This window comes from Streptomyces sp. NPDC057702 (assembly GCF_042799315.1).
Lineage (GTDB): Bacteria > Actinomycetota > Actinomycetes > Streptomycetales > Streptomycetaceae > Streptomyces.
On sequence record NZ_JBHVJC010000008.1, the window covers coordinates 217343 to 238142 of the forward strand.

10 protein-coding genes are annotated in these 20800 nt (G+C 73.9%); 7 read left to right on the plus strand and 3 right to left on the minus strand.

What is annotated here, in order from left to right; translation table 11 throughout:
* Window positions 1-37: 37 nt before the first annotated feature.
* Window positions 38-700, minus strand: a complete 663-nt coding sequence (locus ACFVFR_RS08440) for a LuxR C-terminal-related transcriptional regulator (RefSeq protein ID WP_383698917.1) — start codon at window positions 698-700, stop codon at window positions 38-40.
* Between the two features lie 3 nt (window positions 701-703).
* Window positions 704-1798, minus strand: coding sequence for a sensor histidine kinase (locus ACFVFR_RS08445; protein WP_383698918.1), 1095 nt, complete (start codon window positions 1796-1798; stop codon window positions 704-706).
* 384 nt (window positions 1799-2182) lie between these two features.
* On the opposite strand from ACFVFR_RS08445, the gene ACFVFR_RS08450 reads away from it, so the two are divergent.
* On the plus strand, window positions 2183-5953 hold the full coding sequence (locus ACFVFR_RS08450) for a WD40 repeat domain-containing protein (protein WP_383698919.1): 3771 nt from the start codon (window positions 2183-2185) through the stop codon (window positions 5951-5953).
* Window positions 5954-5979: 26 nt separating this feature from the next.
* Here ACFVFR_RS08450 and ACFVFR_RS08455 read toward each other — a convergent pair whose 3' ends face one another.
* Window positions 5980-6828 (minus strand): glycoside hydrolase family 16 protein, encoded by an 849-nt coding sequence (locus ACFVFR_RS08455; RefSeq protein ID WP_383698920.1) that lies wholly within the window; start codon window positions 6826-6828, stop codon window positions 5980-5982.
* 449 nt (window positions 6829-7277) lie between these two features.
* Here ACFVFR_RS08455 and ACFVFR_RS08460 point away from each other — a divergent pair, with 449 nt between their 5' ends.
* The 6 genes from ACFVFR_RS08460 to ACFVFR_RS08485 all read left to right on the plus strand — a co-directional run bounded on the left by ACFVFR_RS08460 (window position 7278) and on the right by ACFVFR_RS08485 (window position 20734).
* On the plus strand, window positions 7278-8663 hold the full coding sequence (locus ACFVFR_RS08460; RefSeq protein ID WP_383698921.1) for an MFS transporter: 1386 nt from the start codon (window positions 7278-7280) through the stop codon (window positions 8661-8663).
* Window positions 8664-8680: 17 nt separating this feature from the next.
* A complete protein-coding gene (locus ACFVFR_RS08465; RefSeq protein WP_383698922.1) occupies window positions 8681-9076 on the plus strand; it encodes a GntR family transcriptional regulator in 396 nt (131 codons plus the stop codon).
* Between the two features lie 224 nt (window positions 9077-9300).
* Window positions 9301-10455 carry an abortive phage infection protein gene (locus ACFVFR_RS08470; protein WP_383698923.1) on the plus strand — a complete coding sequence of 385 codons (1155 nt, stop codon included), beginning with the start codon at window positions 9301-9303 and terminating at the stop codon, window positions 10453-10455.
* Between the two features lie 313 nt (window positions 10456-10768).
* Window positions 10769-14497, plus strand: a complete 3729-nt coding sequence (locus ACFVFR_RS08475) for a hypothetical protein (protein WP_383698924.1) — start codon at window positions 10769-10771, stop codon at window positions 14495-14497.
* Window positions 14498-14500: 3 nt separating this feature from the next.
* Window positions 14501-18760 (plus strand): hypothetical protein, encoded by a 4260-nt coding sequence (locus ACFVFR_RS08480; protein WP_383698925.1) that lies wholly within the window; start codon window positions 14501-14503, stop codon window positions 18758-18760.
* 756 nt (window positions 18761-19516) lie between these two features.
* Window positions 19517-20734: a S8 family peptidase gene (locus tag ACFVFR_RS08485; protein ID WP_383698926.1), complete on the plus strand. Its 1218-nt coding sequence runs from the start codon at window positions 19517-19519 to the stop codon at window positions 20732-20734.
* Window positions 20735-20800: the final 66 nt, after the last annotated feature.

A 20800-nucleotide genomic window follows, 5' to 3' on the forward strand; every position in this document is an offset into this window, starting at 1 on the left:
CCTGGCCCGCGCGGTCGCCCGCGTCCGCCCGCGACGGCTACGGATAGGGCTCCAGGATCCCCGCCTCGTGAGCCCGACGAATCGCGTCCACCCGGGAGGTGGCGCCCAACTTGCGGTAGATGTTGGTCAGATGGCGCTTGACGGTCGTCTCCGCGAGGAACAGCTCGCCGGCGATCTCCGCGTTGCTGTGCGCCTCCGCGACGTGTCGCAGGATCTCCACCTCGCGCGCGGACAGCAGCGGCGCGCTGGTGCCCGGCGGGTCGAGCGCCCTGATCATGTCGCGCGAGATGGAGAGGTGGATGCGGTCCGGGGCGGCGATCACCGCGTGGATGGAGGCCAGCAACTCGCGGCTGGAGACGGACTTGAGCAGGTAGGCGGCGGCGCCGTCGTCGATCAGCTTCCGCAGCAGGACCGGGTCGTCGCGCATCGTCAGCACGACGCAGTGGGTCCGGGGGCAGTGCCGGTGGATCTCCAGGATGGTCTCGCGGATGCCGGGGCCCGGCATCTGGACGTCCAACAGCGCGATGTCGGGGCTGTGTTGGCGGGCGAGCGCCACGGCGGCGGGGCCGCTGTCACCCTGAGCCACCACGTCGAGCCAGGCTTCCCTGGCGAGAAGGTCGACCAGCAGCTCCCGGAACAGGGTGTGGTCATCGACCACGATCGCCCGGGTGCGCTTCGCACGCTCCGCGTTCTCGCCCATCGCTTACCAGTTGACCAGCGGGATGGACACGCCCACGGTCGTGCCGCCACCCACCGTGCTGCGAATCCTGGCGCTGCCGCCCAGCAGTTCGCTGCGCTCGCGGATCGAGGTGAGCCCGTCATGCCGCGCGCGCGAGACCGTCGAGAGGTCGAAGCCCCTGCCGTCGTCGGAGACCAGCGCCTGGACCAGCAGTTCCGACACCCGCAGGGTGATCCGAATGCGCCGCGGAGCGGAATGCCGCAGCGCGTTGCGGACCGCCTCCCGCAGCATGTAGTACAGCTCCTCCGTGACCGGGGTGGGCAGCGCGCCGACGTCTCCGGTGGTGGCGAAGTCGACCTCGACGTCCTCCGGAATGGCGGATTCGAGGAACTGCCCCAACGATCGCTCCAGGTCCGTGCCCGAGGTCGAGTCGCGCAGCTCACCGGAGAGCTCGCTGATGACCTGAAGGGCCTCGCGCAGCGCGTGCTCCGTCGACTTCAGCCGGGTCCGGGCGAGTTCCGGATCGCGCTCCAACGCCCCGTCGCACAACTCGGTGCTCAGCAGCGCCACCAGGATCTCGTGCGAGACCCGGTCGTGCAGGTCCCGGGCGATCCGACGCCGCTCGTCCCGGTGCGAACTGTGGATCTTCTCGCGCAGGAAGGTGATGTACCCCACGCAGCCGAGCGCGATCTGGGTCATCACCGCGTCGTGCAGGTCAAGGGCCACCTCCAGCGCCGCCTCCGGCGAGGCCGCGCCGGCCGGCCGCTCGCGGAGCAGCACCGGCAGCGCCAGCTCGTAGAACAGGCCGGCGGCACGCACGGTCTCGGTGGGGTGTATCTCCAGGCAGGCGCGTCGCCGGCTGAACTCGGCCGCGCCTCGGAGGGACTCCTCGCTCGGCCGCGTCCGCCGCCCCCCGTCGGCCGGGGCGCCCCGACCGAGATCCCGCAGCAGCAGATCGACCTGCCGGGACAGCAGCAGACGAAGGGAGGTCTCACCGACCAGAGGACTGCCCGCCGACGAGAGTCGGCCGATGAACTGGCGCCTGATCTCGGCCCGCGTCTCGTGCGATAACTCGGCCGTCCCCACAACCCATTCCGCCGCGTTGGACACCATCGCCATTCCCCCGCCTTCGTCACCTTGCAGCGTACTCGTGGTGCCGTGTACCCCTCGTGTCCCCGCTGCCCAGGCTACCGCCGCGGGGCCGAAACCGGACAGGGTCGAGGAGCGTGGTCGATCATGTGGGAGGGCTCCCACCGCATTCGGGCCGAGGTGGCCGCGCCGCCGCGCGCGCCCTGACCGCGCCGGACACGCCGGGTCGGTGCGTCGGGCCGGCGCCGGCACCGGCGGCCGGCCCGAGCTGACGGCCCTCGCGCGCTGACCAGAGTGTGAGCGTCCGGTTGCCCAGCGCACGCGCTGTTGCCTACGGTGAGGGGTCGCCCGACGCGCTCGCGCGACACGGAAAGCCTTGAGGGCACGGCGAGTTGGGGCGAGTGGGGCGAGGAAGTGGGACGACGTGAGGAACCCCTGGACCCCGGCTCCGGCCCGGTCCAGGCATTCGCGCACGCGCTGCGCGAACTGCGGCGCGGGGCGGGCGGCCCCACCTACCGGGACCTGGCGCGGCGGGCCGGCTACGCGGTCACCACCCTCTCGCAGGCCGCCGCCGGGGAGCGACTCCCCTCGCTGGAGGTCACCCTCGCCTACGTACGGGCCTGCGGGGCCGACCCGGCCGGCTGGGAGGAGCGCTGGCACCAGGCCAGGCGCGCCGCCCCGCGCCCCGCGGAGCGGGACGAGGTCGCCGCGCCGTATCGCGGGCTCGCCCGCTTCGACGTCGAGGACGCCCCGGTCTTCTTCGGCCGCGAGGAGCTGACCGCCCGTCTGGTGCGGCTGGCACGCGAACACCGCTTCATCGCCGTCTTCGGCCCCTCCGGCAGCGGCAAGTCCTCCCTGCTGCGGGCCGGCCTCGTCCCCCGCCTGCGGGCGCCGGGCGACGACGCCCCACGGGTGGCCGCCGTCCGCATTCTCACCCCCGGCGCCCACCCGCTCCAGACGCCCGCCGCGCGGCTGGAGGCCGCCGCCGGCGTGGGCGACACCTGGCTGCTGGTCGACCAGTTCGAGGAACTGTTCACCCTGTGCGAGGACCCCGCCGAACGCGCCGCGTTCCTGGACCGCCTGCTGTCCGCGCGCGACCCGGACAACCGGCTGCGGGTGGTGATCACCGTACGGGCCGACTTCCTCGACCAGTGCACCGCGCACCCCGGCCTGACCGCCGCCCTCCAGGAGGCCACCGTCCTGGTGGGGCCGATGAACGAGCCCGAGCTGCGGGAGGCGATCACCAAGCCCGCCCGCAGCCGGGGCCTGGTCGTCCAACGTGCGCTGACCGACCGCATCCTGAACGAGGTGCGCGGCGAGCCGGGCGGGCTGCCCCTGATGTCCCACGCCCTGCTGGAGACCTGGCGCCACCGCCGGGGCGCCGCGCTCAACGAGGTCGCCTACGAGGCCGCCGGGGGACTGCACGGCGCCATCGCGCGCACCGCCGAAGGGGCCTACGCCCGTTTCACCCCCGCCCAGGCGGACCTGGCCCGGCGGATCCTGCTGCGCATGGTCGCCCCGGGGCGGGGCACGGCGGCCACGCGCCGGCCCATCGACCGGGGCGAGCTGGACTTCGAGGCGGCCGACGACGCCGCCGTCGTGGTGGAACGCCTGGCCGCCGCCCGGCTGCTCGTCCTCGACGACGACACCGTCGAACTGGCCCACGAGGCCCTGATCACTTCCTGGCCCCGGCTGCGTCGCTGGGTGGAGGCCGAACGCGACCGGCTGCGCCTCCACCGCAGACTCACCGACGCGGCCCGCGCCTGGCACGACCTGGACCGCGACGCCGGCAGCCTCTACCGGGGCAGCCGGCTGGCGGCGGCGGCGGAGGCGTTCCCCGCCACCGACCGACGTGAACTCACCTCGCTCGAAGGGGCCTTCCTCGCCTCCTCCGTGCGCTACCGCCGCCGCGTGACGCGGCTCCGCCGCTCGGTCATCGCCGGCCTGGCCGTCCTCGCGTTGCTGGCCACCAGCGCCGCCGTCGTCGCCGTCCAACAGCGCGGCACCGCCCGCGCGGAGCGCGACACGGCCGTCTTCCACCAGATCACCGCCGAGGCCGACGCGCTGCGCACCTCCCAGACCTCGCTGGCGGCGCAGCTCGACGCGACGGCCTACGCCCGGCGCGCCAGCGGCGCGCTGTACACGCGGCTGGTCACCGACGCGCACGGCCCGCTGTCGGCGCCGCTCAGGGGCCACCGGGGGTTCATTCCCGCGGTGGCCTTCAGCCCCGACGGCCGGCTGCTGGTCAGCGCCAGTCAGGACGGCACGCTGCGGCTGTGGGACTCCACCACCTCGGGGCACCGACGCCCGGTGGGGCGCCCGTTGGCCGCCCACGGCGAGCGCGGCCCCCGCTCCCTGGCGTTCAGCCCCGACGGCAGGTTGCTCGCCAGCGGCGGGCACGACAACACCGTGCGCCTGTGGGACGTGTCCGCGCCGGCCCGTGGGCTCAGGCCGGTGGGCCGGGTGCTCGGCGGCCACACGGACGGCGTCATCTCCCTCGCGTTCTCGCCCGACGGGCACGTCCTGGCCAGCGGCAGCGACGACGGCACGGTGCGCCGCTGGGACCTGCGCCGGCCGGCGCGGGCCCGCACGCTGGGCGAGCCGCTGGTGGCCGACGAGGCCGAGGGGGTGCGCGCGGTCGCCTTCGCCCCCGACGGCCGGACGCTGGCCACCGCCGGCTTCGACCGCGACGTGCGGCTCTGGGACGTCACCGACCCCGTCCGACCCACCGTGCGGGGCCGCCCGCTGACCGGCCACGACGAGCCGGTGTGGGCCCTGGCGTTCAGCCCGGACGGGCGGACGCTCGCCAGTGCCGGATACGACCGGACCCTGCGCCTGTGGGACGTGCGCGACCCCGACCGGCCCCGGCGCCGGGGCGAGCCGCTGACGGGCCACGACGACGCCGTCTGGACGCTGGCCTTCAGCGCCGACGGGCACACCCTGGCCAGCGCCGGACTCGATGACACCGTGCGGCTGTGGCAGGTGGGCGACCCGGACTCCCCGCGCCCGCTCGGCCGTCCGCTGACCGACCACACCGACGGCGTGTGGTCGGTGGCCTTCGCCCCCGACGGCCGCACCCTGGCCAGCGCGGGGCGCGACCAGACCGTACGGCTGTGGCGGCTGCCGGACACCCTGCTGACCGAGCACACCCAACCCGTCAACGCGGTCGCCTTCCACCCCCGGGGACACCTGCTGGCCAGCGCCGGCACGGGCGGCACCCTTCGCCTGTGGCACACCGCACAGCCCGCGCGCCCGCGCCCGGCCGTCACCCTCCGGGCCCCCGGCGGCGCGGCGGTGACCTCCCTGGCCTTCGACCCCGACGGCCACCACCTGGCCAGCGCCGGCGAGGACGGGTTCGTACGACTGTGGCGCGTGACCGACGGGGAGGACCCGCGCCCGGTGGGTGGCTCGCCGGTCGACCACCGGGCCGCCGTCGCCGCGGTGGCCTTCAGCCCGGACGGGCGGACGCTCGCCAGCGCCGGCGACGACCGGGTCGTGCGACTGTGGGACGTGCGCGACCCACGCCACCCGCGCGCCCTGGGCCAGCCGCTGACCGGCCACACGGACAAGGTCGTCGCCGTGGCGTTCAGCCCCGACGGGCGCACCCTCGCCAGCGGCGCCGAGGACGACACGGCGCGCCTGTGGGACGTGACCACACCCGCCCGGGCCCGGCCGCTGGGCGAGCCGCTGACCGACTTCGACGGCTTCGTGACCGCCGTCGCCTTCCGCCCCGACGGCACCACCCTGGCCACCGGCGGTGTGGACCGCAGAATCCGCCTGTGGGACCTGACTGACCGGCGGCGACCCACCCCGGTGGGCCGGCCGCTGACCGGTCACGAGGACGGCGTGCACGCGCTGGCGTTCAGCCCGGACGGGACCCGGTTGGCCAGCGCCGGCAGCGACGACTCCCTACGGCTGTGGGAGACCGACCAGCCGGCGACGGCCCGCCCGCTGGGCGACGCGGTCACCGGCCACAACGACTCGGTGACCGCGGTCGCCTACCACCCGGACGGCACCGCCCTGGCCACCGCCAGCTACGACACCACCACCCGGGTGTGGCGGCTGCCCGTCACCCAGGCACTCGCCCACACCTGTGCCGCCACCGGCGGCACCCTCACCCGCGCGACGTGGCGCCGCCACGTCCACCACCTGGCCTACCACCCGCCCTGTGGCCGGCCGGACTGACCGGGCCGACCGGCCACCGGGCGGCGTCACCGGCCGGGGGAGTACGGGTAGACGCGGGCCCAGTCGACCTCGTAGACCGCGCGTTGCAGACCGGAGCCGTAGAAGTTGTCGAGCTGGATCGTCTGGTGCATGGACGGGGCGCACTGGATGCACTGGCGGTCGGCGTTGGCACCACCCGAGAAGCTGTACCACTGGACGCCGTCGACGAAGCCACGGACGTGGTCGGGCGTCCACTCGACGGCGATGTTGTGCCACCTCGACAGGTCCACGCCGCACTTCTGCGCGAACTTCTGCTGCACCGGCACGTCCGCGTCGTGCGGGTAGTGGATGAACGCCTCCGCGCACTTCTCGCCCGGCGCGCCGTTCTCCAGGTAGTCGTACTCCCCGTCCTCGGGCCAGTCCCCGGAGTCCGGCCACAGGATCAGCAGCGGGTGGTACTGCCGGCCGTTGTTCTCGCCGACGCCGTGGGAGCGCACCCGGGCCTCCCAGCGCCCGTACCGCTGCCCGTGCAACGAACCCAACCAGCCGCTGTCCCCGTCCTTGTCACCACTGAGGCGCAGCACGCCCCCCAGCACCCGGGTGTTCTTGTCGCAGCGCTCGCCGTTGCCCGCGTGCCCGGGCCAGCACTTGTTCACCCCGCCTCCGGCCAGCTCCCACTTGGCCTGGTCGGGCACGGCCGGCTTGCTGGCCGAACCGTAGTCGAACTCGTCCGACCACTTGGCCAGCGGATCGCCCCAGCCGCCGCGCTCCGCCGCCGTGTCGGCCCGCGCCGTCCGCGCACCGCTGTCGGTCACCGGCACCGCCGCCACGAGCGCCACCACCGAAGCGGCGACCAACGCCCCCCGCACCCCACGTGAACTGACCTTCGTCCGCATCCCCGCATCCCCTCCCGACGGTGCTCCAGGCACCGCACACATCGACGCGTTCCCGGGCGGAACCCGCCGGAGCCCGGCTGGCCGAACTCCGCGGAGGCCCCGCCGCCGGCGGCCCGCCCGTGCTGCCTCCAGCACCCGTGACCCGCCGACCCGCCCAGCTCAGCGACGTGCGTGTTGTTCGGCAAGCAGCGCCGAGCCCACCGAACAAAACCCGCGCCACACACCCACTTCCGTCGCCGGCACACCTTCCCGCGCAAACCACCCCTGCCGTCCTCCTCGCCTCACAAATCGATCGACGCCCCAGGAACGGCTGGCTAGGGTCCCGCTGTGTCCCGCCCCCACCATCTGCTCCCACGAACGCCTCCCGACGCCGTCGAACCCCGCCCCGCCCCGGACCCGTCCGCCTCCCCCGCGCGCGGACGGCGCCGGTGCCCGAGACGGTGGTGGCGATGACGGAGCGCGCCCTGGCACCGGCCGAGGCCACCGAGGAGGGCCTGTTCTCCCGGACGTACGCGACCGCCACCGCCAGCTTCGCCGCGGTGATGTTCCTGACCGGGCTGGCCGCGCTCGCCGTGGTGCCCACCCTGCCCACGGCCGCCCGGGACCTGTCCGGGGTCTCCCTCTACCCGCTGGTGGCCGGCAGCTTCGTGGCCGCCAGCCTGCTCGGCGGAGTGCTGGGCGGCCACTGGGCCGACCGCGCCGGGGCCCACCGCCCGCTGGCCGTCGGCATGGTGCTGGCCGTCATCACCCTCCTGGTCTCCGGCGCCAGCACCACGATCTGGCAGCTGGCCGCCGGTCGTTTCCTGGACGGGGTGGCGGGCGGCATGGTCGCGGTCTCCATCAACACCGCCATCGGCCAGGCGTACCCCGCGCACCTGCGCCCGCGCGCCCTCGCGTTGATGAGCGCCTGCTGGATCGTCCCCTCGCTGGTCGGCCCGCCGCTGGCGGGGCTCGTCAGCGCGTGGTGGTCCTGGCGCGCGGTGTTCTTCGGCCTCGCCGCCCTCACCCTGCTGCCGACGCTGGTCGTCATGTCCGCCCTGCGCGGCCACTCCCGGCCGCGCCCCGCCGACCCGTCCGCCGAGGAACCACCGCGCCCCGCGCTGTTGGTCGCCTGCGGAGTGAGCGTGGGCGCCGCGCTCGGCCAGTACGGCGTCTCCGGCTGGGACCCGCGCCACCTGCTGTTCGCCGCGGGCGGGATCACGCTGCTCGTGCTGTTCGCCCCGCGCCTGCTGCCGCCGGGCACCTGGCGTGCCGTACGCGGCCTGCCGGCCACGGTGTTGCTGTGCGGACTGGGATCGGGGGTCTTCTTCACGCTGGAGGCGTTCGTGCCGCTGATGCTGGTCAGCGAGCGGGACGCGCCCCCCGTGGTGGTCGGCCTGGCCTTCACCGGAGCCGCCCTCGCCTGGGCCGCCTCCTCCTGGGTCCAGGGCAACCTGCTGTCCCGCGCGCCCCGCCACCGGCTCGTGGTGGCCGGCGCGTTGGTGCAGAGCGGGGCCGTGGTGATCGCCGCCGTGGGCACGCTGCCCGAGGTGCCGGCGTACACCGCCGCGGCGGCCATGCCCGTCGCGGCCGTCGGGATGGGCATGTACGCCCCCTCGCTGACGGTGCTCTCCCTCGCGCACAGTCCGGCCGACCGACAGGGGTACGCCAGCAGCGCGATGCAGACCAACCAGAACCTGGGCCAGATCAGCGTCCTCGGCCTGTCCGCCGCCCTGTTCAACGCGTGCCTGGGCGCCGGCTCCCCCCACCCGGCCGGCTACGCCGCCGCCTTCGGGCTGCTCCTGCTGCCGACCACGCTGGCGGCCCTGCTCGCGGTGCGCGCCCGGGGCGACTGAGGGGTTACGTTCGAGGCATGGAGCGTATGCGGAAGTCGCTGAGGTCGGACGAGGTCGTGGCGCGGGTGCGGCGCGACCTGGCCGAAGGGGTCTACCAGCCGGGTGACACGCTGCCGGACGCGGCGGACCTGGCCACCGAGTTGGGAGTGCTCACCAGGGCGGTCGACGCCGCCTACCGTCAGCTCGCCGAGGACGGGGTGCTGGTGGAGAGCCTGCTGACGCCGGGCGTGGTGGTCGCCGATCCGGAGTTGGACCCCACCGTGCGCGCGCTGGTGCGCACCGTCGCCGAGATGCGGCGCCACCTGGAGCGGCTCGACAGACGGCTGGCCGACCTCACCGAGCGCGTGGACACCGTCAGCACCAGCGTGCGCGAGGCCCGCCGCGAGTTCGAGAACCGCCCCCGCCGGTACTGAAGCCGCCGCACCGGCACCGGCACCGAACCGCGCGCGAGCGCCCTCGCGAGCCCGCCGTTCGCCGGTCGCGCGACCTAAGTCAGCCCGGCGCGTACCGCGTTCATCCCTTGGTCGTCCCGTCACAGACCAAGGAGGGACGCCGGCGCACACCCGCGCTTTCCACACTGGAACCGAGCCGCCGAGATGAGCGCGGCTCTCGCGGGGAACGAGACGAGGGAGACGCAGTGCGCAGTCAAGGGATCAGCCGGGGACGGTTCCTGGCCCTGGCAGGGGCCGCCGGTGGCGCCGCGACGGCGGGGGCGCTGCTCGGCGCGGGACCGGCCACGGCCACGGTGCCGGCCCCGGCCGGGCCCGGGAGCCGGGCGTCGCGCGGGCTGACGTACCGGGGGGTGTGCTACGAGGTCGGTGAGGCGTCGCGGGAGGCGGGGTGGACGACCGCCCGGATGCGCGCCGACCTGACGGCCGTCAGGAACGACCTGCACGCCAACTCCGTCTCCGTCTGGGGCGACGGCGTCGAGGACCTGGCGGCCACCGCGTCCGAGGCCGCCCAGCGCGGACTGCACGTCTGGCTCCAGCCACGCCTGGGGGACCGCCCCGAGAGCGAGATCCTGGACCACCTCGCCGAGACCGGCCGGCACGCCGAGAGGCTGCGCCGCAACGGCGCCAAGGTGCACCTGAGCGTCGGCTGCGAGTTCGTGCTGTACGTGCCGGGCATCGTGCCGGGCGCCGACGCGGTCGAGCGCATCGAGAACATCCTCAAGGGCAACTACGACCCCGAGCAGATGTCGCTCAAGCTCGAAGCCTTCATCGCCCGCGCGGCGGCCGTGGGCAGGTCCGTCTTCAGGGGTTCGCTGACCTACGGCGCCTCCTTCGACGAGGAGGTGGACTGGAAGCTCTTCGACGTCGTCAGCGCCAACTACTACGGCTACCACCCCGACCGCGCCGCCTACGTGCGCGACCTGAAGCCCCTCCAGCGCTGGGGCAAGCCCGTGGCGATCTCCGAGTGCGGGAGCTGCACCTACGTGGGCGCGCCCGAGCAGGGCGGCATGGGGTGGTACGACGTCATCGACGACCAGAAGACGCCGCCGGAGATCAAGGGCGGCCTGGTGCGTAGCGAGCGCACCCAGGCGGCCTACCTGAGCGAGGTGTTCGACGTCTTCGAGTCGATGAACCTGTACGCGGGGATGGTCTTCAACTTCGTCAGCCCCGAGCTTCCGCATGTGCCCGACGCGCTCCACGACCTCGACATCGTGAGCTACAGCCTCGTCAAGACGATCCAGGACCGGCCGCACGACCCGACCTCCGACTGGCACTGGGAGCCCAAGGAGTCCTTCCGCGCCCTGGCGCAGCGCTTCGAGCGAGCGCGCCGCTGCCACTGAGTCCGCCCCGCTCGGGCCGCCGGCGCACCGCCGGCGATCTCGCGTCCGGCCCCTCGCACTCCGCCACGGCGGGGCGCGGGGGGCCGGACGCGTTGTCCGGGGCTCCGCCGGAGCACATGCATGATGCAGCGGGTTGCGCGCCCCAGCGGAACGCGCCCCCGAGTCACCCGTTCGGCCACTACACCCCTCGTTCCGTGCGCGGTAGATAAGCGGTAGCTACGGCACCCGCCCGCCCGTGGTGGCTGGAGCCCCGGGCGGGCGGCCGATCTCGTTCTGCCTCCCACATCCCCGAGCGCACGGCCCGAGGGGCATCATGAGCACACCGTCACCGTCACCGCTTCGCGTCCTACGCGGCACCGACCTGCTGGATCTGGCGTTCAGCTTCGTCGGCCTGACCTTCGAGAACCGGTTGGGACGCCGCTACCTGGTCCGCGCCGACCCGGCCCGCGACGGCCTCCTGGTCGTCACGTTCGGCCCACAGCACGTCCTGGAGGAGGTGTTCCAGGAGGAGAGCCCCACCCCGCCGGCCGCCCCGCCCGTCGGTTCGCTGATCAGCGGGCGCAGCGTGCTGGTCTTCGAGGTGGGCCCCGGCGACGCCGTCGCGTACTCCGAGGAGGGGCTGCTCGCCGCGATGCGGGCACTGCGTCTGCGCGTGGTGGACGCGGCCCGCGAGGCGGAGCCCGTCACCACCCTGCGCTTCGGCGACCCCGGGCCACCCGAGGGCGCCGGCGGCGACCCGGCGGCCGGCGGCGCGGACGCCGCGCTGCGGGCCAGCGCCCTGGTGCGGCTGCTGCGCACCACCGCCGAACTCAGCGCCCGCTACGGCACCGAGGCGACACTGGCCGCTGCCAGCGCCGCCGGAGCCGTGGTCGAGACCACCACCGACAGCGACACGGAGACCGCCACCGCCGGCGCCTCGCCACCCTCGGCCGCCCCACGGGCGGCGGCCCCGCGCGTCCCGCAGGACCCGCTGGCCGACCCCGCCCACCCGTTCACCGGCATCGAACTGCCCTACCGGCTGCTGCTCTCCCCCTCGCAGCGGGCCCGCTGGTTCCACCGGGGGGTCATCGACCCCGAGCCGGGGGAGCGGGTCGAACTGTGGCACACCCGGTTCACGCCGCCGAGCGGCCGGGCGGCGGACCGGACGGTGCGCGCGGTGTGGAACCGGGACCGCGACCCCGACCCGGGCGCCCCCGAGACCTTCACGGCATCGCTCAGCGGGCCGCACCGTACGGCCATCGTGGACCTGACCGCCAACGACGGCCTGACCACCCCCGAGGGGCAGCCGTTCACGCCGCTGCCGGTGGCGGTGGACAACCTGATGCTCTCGGCCGTCGGCGGCTGGCTGGACAGCCTGGGCCAGTGGCGGGAGCAGCGCCCCCAGGGTGTCACCCTCTCGGAGTGGCGGCACCAGGCCACCATGGGGCGCGACCACTACGTCCGGGTCATGTTCTCCGGCTTCCTGTGCCCCTTCGGCCACCGGGCCGACCTCATCCAGGTCACCGAGCGCAAGTTCGACGACGCGCGCGCCGCCTACCTCCTCCAGCGCCGGTTCATCGTCGTCCGCGAGCCGCTGCGCACCTACGACCCCGAGCGCGAACTGCCCGTGGGCGCACCGGAGTCCAGCCCCCTGGCCAACGTGCAGTTCCCCTTCACCTCCGTACGCGTCGACACCCTGGTCACACCGAACCTCACCAACGACATCCCCACCCCCGAGTCCTGCGACTTCTTCCCCGCCACCCGCGCCGAGAGCCCCTTCCGGTTCAAGGTCGTCGCCGTGGACCACGAGGGCCGGACCGTGGAGTTCCGCACGCCGCTGCTCTTCCTCACCGAGGACCGTGGCGCCCGGGAGAGGCTGGCCGCCATCGTGGCCACGTACAACAACCTCAGCCCGCTGCCGCTGGCCGGCTCCGCCGCCGTCCCGGAGCCGGCCCCCGAGACCACCGCCGACCTCCTCGGGCAGGCCGTGGCGCTGGCCCCCAGCGCCAAGCCGGACGACACCTCGCTGGACGTGGCCCGCATGGTGTGGGGCGTCGCGGCGCCACCGGGGCTGGCCAGCCCCTCGCTGCGACAGGCCCAGTTCCTGCCCCAGCTGCGCTGGGCCGCCGTCACCGTGCCCGCCGTCAGCCAGCTCAGCGGCAACGACCTGACGGTGCCCGTGACGTACGCCCAACGCTTCGTCCAGTCGGGCTTCCGCCAGGTGGACCAGGGGCTGCGCAAGGCCAACCGGGGCGAGGTCTTCCTCAACGTGCTGCCGGTACTCGGCTCGCCGGACACCCCGCTGACCATGAACTTCACCGGCCAGAGCGACCGTTCGGGCGGACTGGTCGCGCCCAGCTTCGACGTGGCCGGCCTCTCCCGCAAGACGGGGCCGGTCTCCGGGGTCGCGGCCGGTGGCGCGGACGCGCTGGAGTCGATCGCCAACGGCACCTTCGAACCGACCGACTTCTTCCACGCCTCCGACGTCATCGGCGCCCTGGGCGCCAACCTGCTCGGCATCCTCCCGCTGGCCGACCTCGTCCGGAAGGCCGGGCTCGACCAGCCGCTCAAGGTGCCCAACTTCTTCACCGAGAGCATCAACGCCGTCACCGGCTTCCTCTCCGAACTGCGGCGCGTACGCGAGCTGATCCGCAACGAGGCCGAGCGGTACCCGGCGGCCGGCCGGCGCGTGGTGGACACCGCCGAGGCCCTCGTCAAGATCATCGGTGACTACCTGGCCCAGTCCCTCGCGGGCAAACCGGGCCCCATCAGGCTCTCCGACGTCGACGCGGCCTTCGACACCTTCACCACCGCCCTGACCGACCTGCTGAACACCCTGCCGCCCGGCGCCGACCCGGGCGTACGCGCCCTGCTGGAGCGGGTCCGGCAGACCGTGGCCACCTGGAACAACGGGGCCGGCCAGGTGCTGTCCCTGCGGCAGGCGCTGGAGAAGGCGGGTCAGGGCGCCAAACTGCCCGAGACGGTCAACGCCCGCCTGGAGTGGAACCCGGAGATCAAGGACTTCCCCGAGGGCAACCCGGTCTTCGTCCCGCACAAGGACGCCCAGAACCGGACCATCGGCCGCTTCTCCCTCGTGGTGGACCTGCGCGGATCGCTGCGCTCGGACCTGAGCGCCGGCGCGGACATCACGTGCGGCCTGGAGGAGTTCGACCTCGTCCTGATCCCCGACTTCCACGCCATGCGACTGGACTTCCAGCGCATCCGCTTCACCGCGCGCGCCGGCAAGAAGCTCGACGTCGACGTGGCCTTCCGGGGCGTGCGGTTCATCGGCCCGCTCTCCTTCGTGGAGACGCTGCGCCAGCTCATCCCCATCGACGGCTTCAGCGACCCGCCCGGCATCCAGGTCACCAGCTCCGGCATCGTCGCCTCCTACGCGCTCCCGCTGCCCAACCTGGCGGTCGGCGTCTTCAGCCTGGAGAACCTGCGCCTGGGCGCCTACCTCGACCTGCCCTTCGTCGGCAGGTCACTGGAGGTGGGCTTCTCCTTCTGTACCCGACAGGCCCCCTTCCGGCTCACCGTCTCGATGCTGGGTGGCGGCGGGTTCTTCGGCATCGTCCTCACCCCCAAGCGGGTGGCCGTCCTGGAGGCGGCGCTGGAGTTCGGCGCCGCCGTCTCGATGAACCTGGGTGTCGCCAGCGGCAGCCTCTCGGTGATGGCCGGGATCTACTTCCGACTGGAGCTGGACACCGGGGAGGCCAGGCTCAGCGGGTACTTCCGGGCTCGCGGCGAGGTCGACGTACTCGGCATCGTCTCCGCCTCCATCGAGCTCTACCTCGAACTGACCTGGCGCCCCGGCCAGGTCTCCGGCCGGGCCAAGATCACCATCAGCATCCACATCGGCTTCTGGTCCCAGTCCGTCACGATCGAGTGCGAGAAGACCTTCGTGGGCGGCGGAGCCGACCAGGCGGCCCTGGGCGGGGCGGCGGAGGCCGTCCGACCGCCCACCTTCGCCGAGATGATGAGCCCCTACCCCGACCCGGTCACCGGCGCCCAGCGCGTCCCCGTCGACGAGTACTGCACGGCCTTCGCGGAAGTGAGCTGACCCATGCCCGAGTCGATCCGGTGGACCGTCCTGCCCGACGGGCTCACCCCAGACGCCCGACTCCGCCTGACGGTGCTGATCAGCCCCCGCCTGACCGGCGGCACCACGCTGGGCGCCTTCGACCACTTCGTCGACTGGCCGCACACGCTGGCCGACTACGCCGCCGCCCTCCAGGTGCACTTCCGGCCGGCGCCGGGCGGGCCCGTGAGCACGGCCCCCACCACGCCCCAGCCCGACCGCTACCCGCCGCCCGACAGCACCCTGTGGAAGGAGCTGTTCCCCACCACGACCAAGGTCCACGCGCCCACCGTCGCGGTGAACGCGGCCGACGTCGAACCCATCACGCTGCGCTCCTTCCCCAGCAGAGCCGTTCACACCCAGGTCACCACGTTGTACGAGAACGCGGCCACGGCGACCGCCCACCGTCGCGCCTTCCCCGACCCCGGCGGCGACGGCCAGCGCGGCACGTCACCCAACGGCACCGCGTCCGGCGGCGGAGGCGGCACGCCACCGCTGCCGAGCTGGGACCACCCACAGACCCAGGACCTGACGGTCCCCCTCACCCAGGCCGTCCGCGACCTGGCCCGCGCCGTCGGCGCCTCCTACCCACGGCTGGACCGGCTGATCGGACGTAGCCCCGGCGGCGGGCCGGGCCCGGTCGGCGCGGCCCCCGCCGCCGCCAACCCGTACCGCCCCCGCTACATCGACCGCTCGGACCCCGACTACCAGCCCTTCCACGCCGAACTCGGCTTCGCCGAGGCGTACCGCTTCTACGACCGCCGGCCCACCGCCCCCACACCCGGCGCCGCCCCCGAGCCCCCGCCGCCCCCACCCCAGCGGCCGGACCTGGACTTCCACGCGGCCTGCGCCCTGCTGGCCGACTACCCGGAACTGCTACGCCGCTTCGGCCTCGCCCTGGACCTGCTGGTCACTCCGCCGGCCGGGCTCGCCGACCAGTGGCAGGCCCGCGTCACCTTCGGCCCGCCCCACGAGGGGCTGAACGCCGACGAGAGCCTGCGCCCCTGGACGCGCCTGCGCTACGTCGCCGGGGAGCGCTTCGAGGCGTACGCGGACGACGCCGGCCCCTACGGGCGTCGCATGCTGGGCCTGGGGGACGGCCGCGTCCACGTCACCGACCTGGACGTGGACGGCGCGGCGATGAAGTTCGTGGAGTTCTCCCGCATCTTCGACCAGCTCTTCATCCGGCCCACCGAACCCGACACCCCGACCGCTCCGGACACCACCGCGCCCCCCGCGCTGCACGGCGCCGGCATCACCGTGCTCCTCGAAGGCCGGGACGCGGACCTGGCCGACCAGGTGGAGGCCGACGCCCGCCACGTGGCCGGCGTCGACCCGAACGGCGCGCCCACCCCCGCCGCCGTCCTGGACGCGGCCCACCTCATCCGTGGCTACCGGGTGGACGTCGGCGTCGTGGACGCGACAACGGGCCAGGTCAGCCGCTGGTACCCGCTGTGCGCCCGCACCGGCAGTTACGCCATCCGGCGGGCGGGCAAGCCACCACTTGCCATCCAGGCCGGGCCCGACGAGGGACACGTCAAGGCCAGCACGCTCACCCGGGACCGGGTCAACGAGCGCCACCACTACGTCCACCAGGCGCTGTTCGGCTGGAGCGGCTGGTGCCTGGCCGCCCCACCACCGGGCCGCACCATCGGCGAGGACAACCGGCCGCAGGTGCCCGTGCCCGACCTCTCGCCCGACTTCCCCCTGGACGCCTCGTTCCGACCCCAGCGCGGCAGCCTGCCCGCCCTGCGCTACGGGCGCACCTACCAACTGCGCGCCCGCCTGGTGGACCTCGCCGGCAACGGGCCCACCCTGGCCGCCGGCACCCCCCAGGGCGCCACCACCCAGCCCCTGACCTACGGCCGGTGGGAGCCGGTGCCACCACCGGCGATCGTCCCCCGGTGGCCCTTCCTGGAGGGCGAGTCGGAGCCCCGGCTGGTGATCCGCAGCACCGTCTCCGACGACGGCACGCCGCTGTCCGCCGAGATGTGGGCCATCCAACGCAACGGCGAGGTACCCGACCACGAGCAGCGCAGCCCCGTGGACCAACTCGACCGGCGCTACCGCTCCTTCGACGAGCGCCACATCAGCCCGCCCAAGACCGCCCTCCAGATGGCCGAGCAACACGGACTGTACGACGCGGCGTTCGGCCCGAGTCGGGCGCCGGCGCAGCGACGGCGGTTCTTCGCCTCGGGCTCCCGCGAGGCCGGCAGCTACCTGGACACCAGGGTCAGCCTGCCCGAGGACCCGGACCACGTCATCGACCTGACACTCCTCGACGCCATCCACGTCGCCAAGCACAACCCGCACGACCCGGTACCCCTGACCCCGCTGCCGGTGGCGCGCGGCGCGGGGCTCGAACCGGGGGAGTACGTCGTCCACGACGGGCGCCAACTGCTCCTGCCCTACCTGCCGGACCCCCTGGCGCGCGGCGTCTCCCTCCGTGGCCTGCCCGGTGGCAAGCCGAACGAGACGTACGCCTTCCCCGGGCCGTGGCCGCAGGCCAAGCCGCTGCGGCTGCGGATCGAGGAGGGGAGCGGGCCGCCGGTCTGGCGCGGGCTGATCGACCGCGAACTGACCGTCTTCCTGCCCAAGGCGGAGTTCGCCACCGTCCGCATGAGCTGCCACGTGCGCCGCGAGGACCTGGACACCTTCCACCCCTGGCGGCTGCTGACCGGCTCGTCCCTGTGGAACGACCCGAGCACCGGGCTGCCGCCGAACAAGCGGGAGGAGCTAACCGACGCGGCGGCCGACGGCGAGAACTGGCTGATCACCCCCTGGATCGACGTCACCCTGGTACACGCCGTGGAGAAACCGCTGGAGCGGCCCGTCATCGGCGACCTGACGTTCCGCCGCAAGGCCGAGGAGACCTTCGCCGACCTGCACGGCCTGGTCCGCTGCCACGCCAGGAGCACCGGGCGCGTCGACGTGGAGGCCACCTGGCAGGAGTGGAACGACGACGTCACCCAGGCCGCCCCCGAGCGCGTCACCGGCCAGGCCCACGTCGGGGACGTCACGGTGCGCGCCGGTCAGGACGAGAGGTCACTCTCGGACGTACGCCAGGAGTTCCGCGACACCCGGCACCGCGACGTCACCTACACCCCGGTCGCGACCACCCGCTTCCGGGAGTACTTCCACCCGGCGATCACCGACCGCACCGAGCTGATCACCCGGCGCGGACCGAGCAACCCGAGCCCCACCGGCGAAGGATGGTCGGTGCCCAGCACCCGCAGGCCCGAGCCACCGGAGCTCAGCCACATCGTGCCCACCTTCACCTGGGAGCGCGTCGTGGACCACACGCGACACCAGGTCACGCGCATCCGTCACCGGGCCGGGGTGCGGGTCTACCTCAAGCGCCCGTGGTTCTCGTCGGGCGACCACGAGATGCTGGCCGTGGTGCTCGACCCGGCCACCACCACGGGGCCCGCGCTGCCGGACCACCTGGTCACCCGGTACGCCATCGACCCGCTGTGGTCGGATGCCACCGCCCCGCCACGGCTGACGGCCGCCCACTTCCCCAACGCCGAGGCCACCGCCACCGACCGGGTGCTGGCCGAGCCGGTGGGCGGGCAGGTGGCGACGGTCTCCGTCGCGGCCTTCACGCCGCACTACGACGAGGAACAGCGCCTGTGGTACTGCGACATCGACGTGGCCCTGGGCGACCCGACCGACCGCGGCGCCTACTTCCCGTACCTGCGGCTGGCCGTGGCCCGCTACCAACCGCACTCGATCGACCCACTGCACCTGTCGAAGGTGAGCACGGCGGAGTTCACCCAACTGGTGCCCCGGCGCACGGCCACCGCCACGATGATCGCCGGCGGCCAGATCCAACTGGAGCTGGCCGGCCCGGTCGCCGCCAACTCGCTCGGCGAACGCGCGGGGGCCGGCCTGCCCGGCATCGCCGCCAGCCGGCGCGTACGGGCCACCTTCCAGCGACGCGAGATGCTCGCCGACGACCTGAGCTGGAGCGATGTCGGGACCGCCGTGGATCTGGGCTGCGTGGCACGCGACGGCGGGTTCGTCTGGACCCGGGCGCTGACCCCGCCGACCGTGCCGCTGACCTCGCTGGCGCTGCACCGGCTGCGGATCGAGGAGCACGAGACGTACCTGACGGACGCGGCGACGGCCACCGGCACCGTCACGGTGGGCGGTACCGCGCTCCCGGTGGCCCGACGGCTGATCCACGCCGACCACTTCGCGCTCACGCGCTCGCTGCTGGGGAAGATCGTGCTCCAGGAGTGACACCCGCCCCTCCCCGTTCCCGACCCGCAACCCGACCGCACCCCCGAGCGTCGCCCCGACGCCACCCCCTGCCCGCCCCGCCAGCCCCCGCCCGGACCCCGGCCCCGGTCGCGCCCACACGCGGCCGGGGCCGCCGCGCGCGGGCCGCCAGGAGACACACCGGGGCCCGCGCCCCCGCTCGCGGCAGGGGGTGGTGCACGGCCCGCGCGCCGCGTTGTGTTAACTGACTGTTGCGCTGCCTGGAGCACGAACGCCCCCGTCCTGTGGCCCCGTTCACAACCGCGCGCCCCGTTGTGAAACACGCTTCGGTCGACAGTCACCGGGCGGACCACCGCAGTTTGAGCGCAAGACGCAGGTCGACGCCCTGATCAGGATTCCGGCGCGGAGCGCGGGGACCATGGCTCACTCGCGCAAGCGTGCATCACTGTGGAAAACGGCCCTCAGTGCGCCCTTGTGTCGTGTACGCGGGGTGCGCCAAGGTTCAGCCACGGCAGCCCGTCACCCACCTCGTACCGATCGCCTGCTCGGCGTTCGCCCCCCCACGGGATCGGCGGCCTCCGCGTGATGCCGCGCCACCTCCGGTCGGGGGCCCAGCTCGTTCGCTCCGACCAGGCCGCGGCAACACGGCCCGGGGACACGGCCGTCCCAGGCTCACCCTGCCGCCACGTCGTCCCCGGCCTCCGAGAGAACCGCGCACGCACACCCCGCACCCTGCGCGCGTACCGCAGCGCGCCACGATGAGGAGGACCCCTCACCATGGCAACACCGATGCGCAAGTCCCGACTGGCCACGGCGGTAGCCGCGGTGGCCGCCGTCACCGCCCTCGGCGCGATCTCCGCGCTCCCGGCCCAGGCCACGCCGGCCAAGGCCACCGAGGGCCGGATCGTCGACGCAGAGGCGACCGGTGCCATCAAGGGCAGCTACATCGTCACCCTGAACAAGGCAGCCGGCATCAAGTCCACCTCGGGCGAGGGCAAGAGCCTGATCGCCGAGTACGGCGGCACCGTCAGACACACCTACACGGCCGCCCTCAACGGCTACTCCGCGCGGCTCAGCGAGCGCGCGGCGAAGAAGCTCGCCGCCGACCCGGCCGTCGACCAGGTCATCCAGGACAGCGCGGTACACGCGACCGCCACCCAGAACAACCCGCCCAACTGGGGCCTGGACCGGATCGACCAGGCCAACCTGCCGCTGGACCAGAAGTACACCTACCCGGACAGCGCGGGCGAGGGCACCACCATCTACATCATCGACACCGGCGTGCGCATCAGCCACCAGGACTTCGGCGGCCGGGCCGTCAACGGCTACGACGCGGTCGACAACGACAACGTCGCCCAGGACGGCAACGGCCACGGCACGCACGTCGCCTCGACCACGGCCGGCATCGCCCACGGCGTCGCCAAGAAGGCCAAGGTCGTGGCGGTCCGGGTGCTCAACGACCAGGGTTCGGGCACCACCGCGGGCGTCGTGGCCGGCATCGACTGGGTGACCAAGAACCACAGCGGCCCCTCGGTGGCCAACATGTCCCTCGGCGGCGGTGCCAGCTCCGCTCTGGACACGGCCGTACGCAACTCGATCAACTCCGGCGTCACCTACGCCGTCGCGGCCGGCAACGACAACCGGGACGCGCGCAACACCTCGCCGGCCCGCGTCACCGAGGCCATCACCGTCGGCGCCACCACCCGCACCGACGCCCGGTCGAGCTTCTCCAACTACGGCTCGATCGTGGACCTGTTCGCCCCGGGCTCCGACATCACCGCCGCCTGGCGGACCAGCGACACCGCCACCAACACCATCTCGGGCACCTCCATGGCCACCCCGCACGTGGCCGGCGCGGCCGCCGTCTACCTGGCCAACCACACCAGCGCCACCCCGGCGCAGGTGGCCACGGCCCTGGTCAACGGCGCCACCCCGGGCAAGGTGACCAACCCCGGCAGCGGCTCGCCCAACAAGCTGCTGCGCATCGTCCCGTAACACACTGACGGCACCGGCCGCCCGGGGCGCCCCCCGGGCCTGGCGGGGGCGCCCGGGCCAGGCCGA

Excerpts from the sequence above, each read along its gene's own strand:
- ACFVFR_RS08440 (WP_383698917.1), bottom strand. The coding sequence starts at position 700 with ATGGGCGAGAACGCGGAGCGTGCGAAGCGCACCCGGGCGATCGTGGTC.
- ACFVFR_RS08445 (WP_383698918.1), bottom strand. The coding sequence starts at position 1,798 with ATGGCGATGGTGTCCAACGCGGCGGAATGGGTTGTGGGGACGGCCGAG.
- ACFVFR_RS08455 (WP_383698920.1), bottom strand. The coding sequence starts at position 6,828 with ATGCGGACGAAGGTCAGTTCACGTGGGGTGCGGGGGGCGTTGGTCGCC.
- ACFVFR_RS08460 (WP_383698921.1), top strand. The coding sequence starts at position 7,278 with ATGACGGAGCGCGCCCTGGCACCGGCCGAGGCCACCGAGGAGGGCCTG.
- ACFVFR_RS08465 (WP_383698922.1), top strand. The coding sequence starts at position 8,681 with ATGGAGCGTATGCGGAAGTCGCTGAGGTCGGACGAGGTCGTGGCGCGG.
- ACFVFR_RS08475 (WP_383698924.1), top strand. The coding sequence starts at position 10,769 with ATGAGCACACCGTCACCGTCACCGCTTCGCGTCCTACGCGGCACCGAC.
- ACFVFR_RS08480 (WP_383698925.1), top strand. The coding sequence starts at position 14,501 with ATGCCCGAGTCGATCCGGTGGACCGTCCTGCCCGACGGGCTCACCCCA.
- ACFVFR_RS08485 (WP_383698926.1), top strand. The coding sequence starts at position 19,517 with ATGGCAACACCGATGCGCAAGTCCCGACTGGCCACGGCGGTAGCCGCG.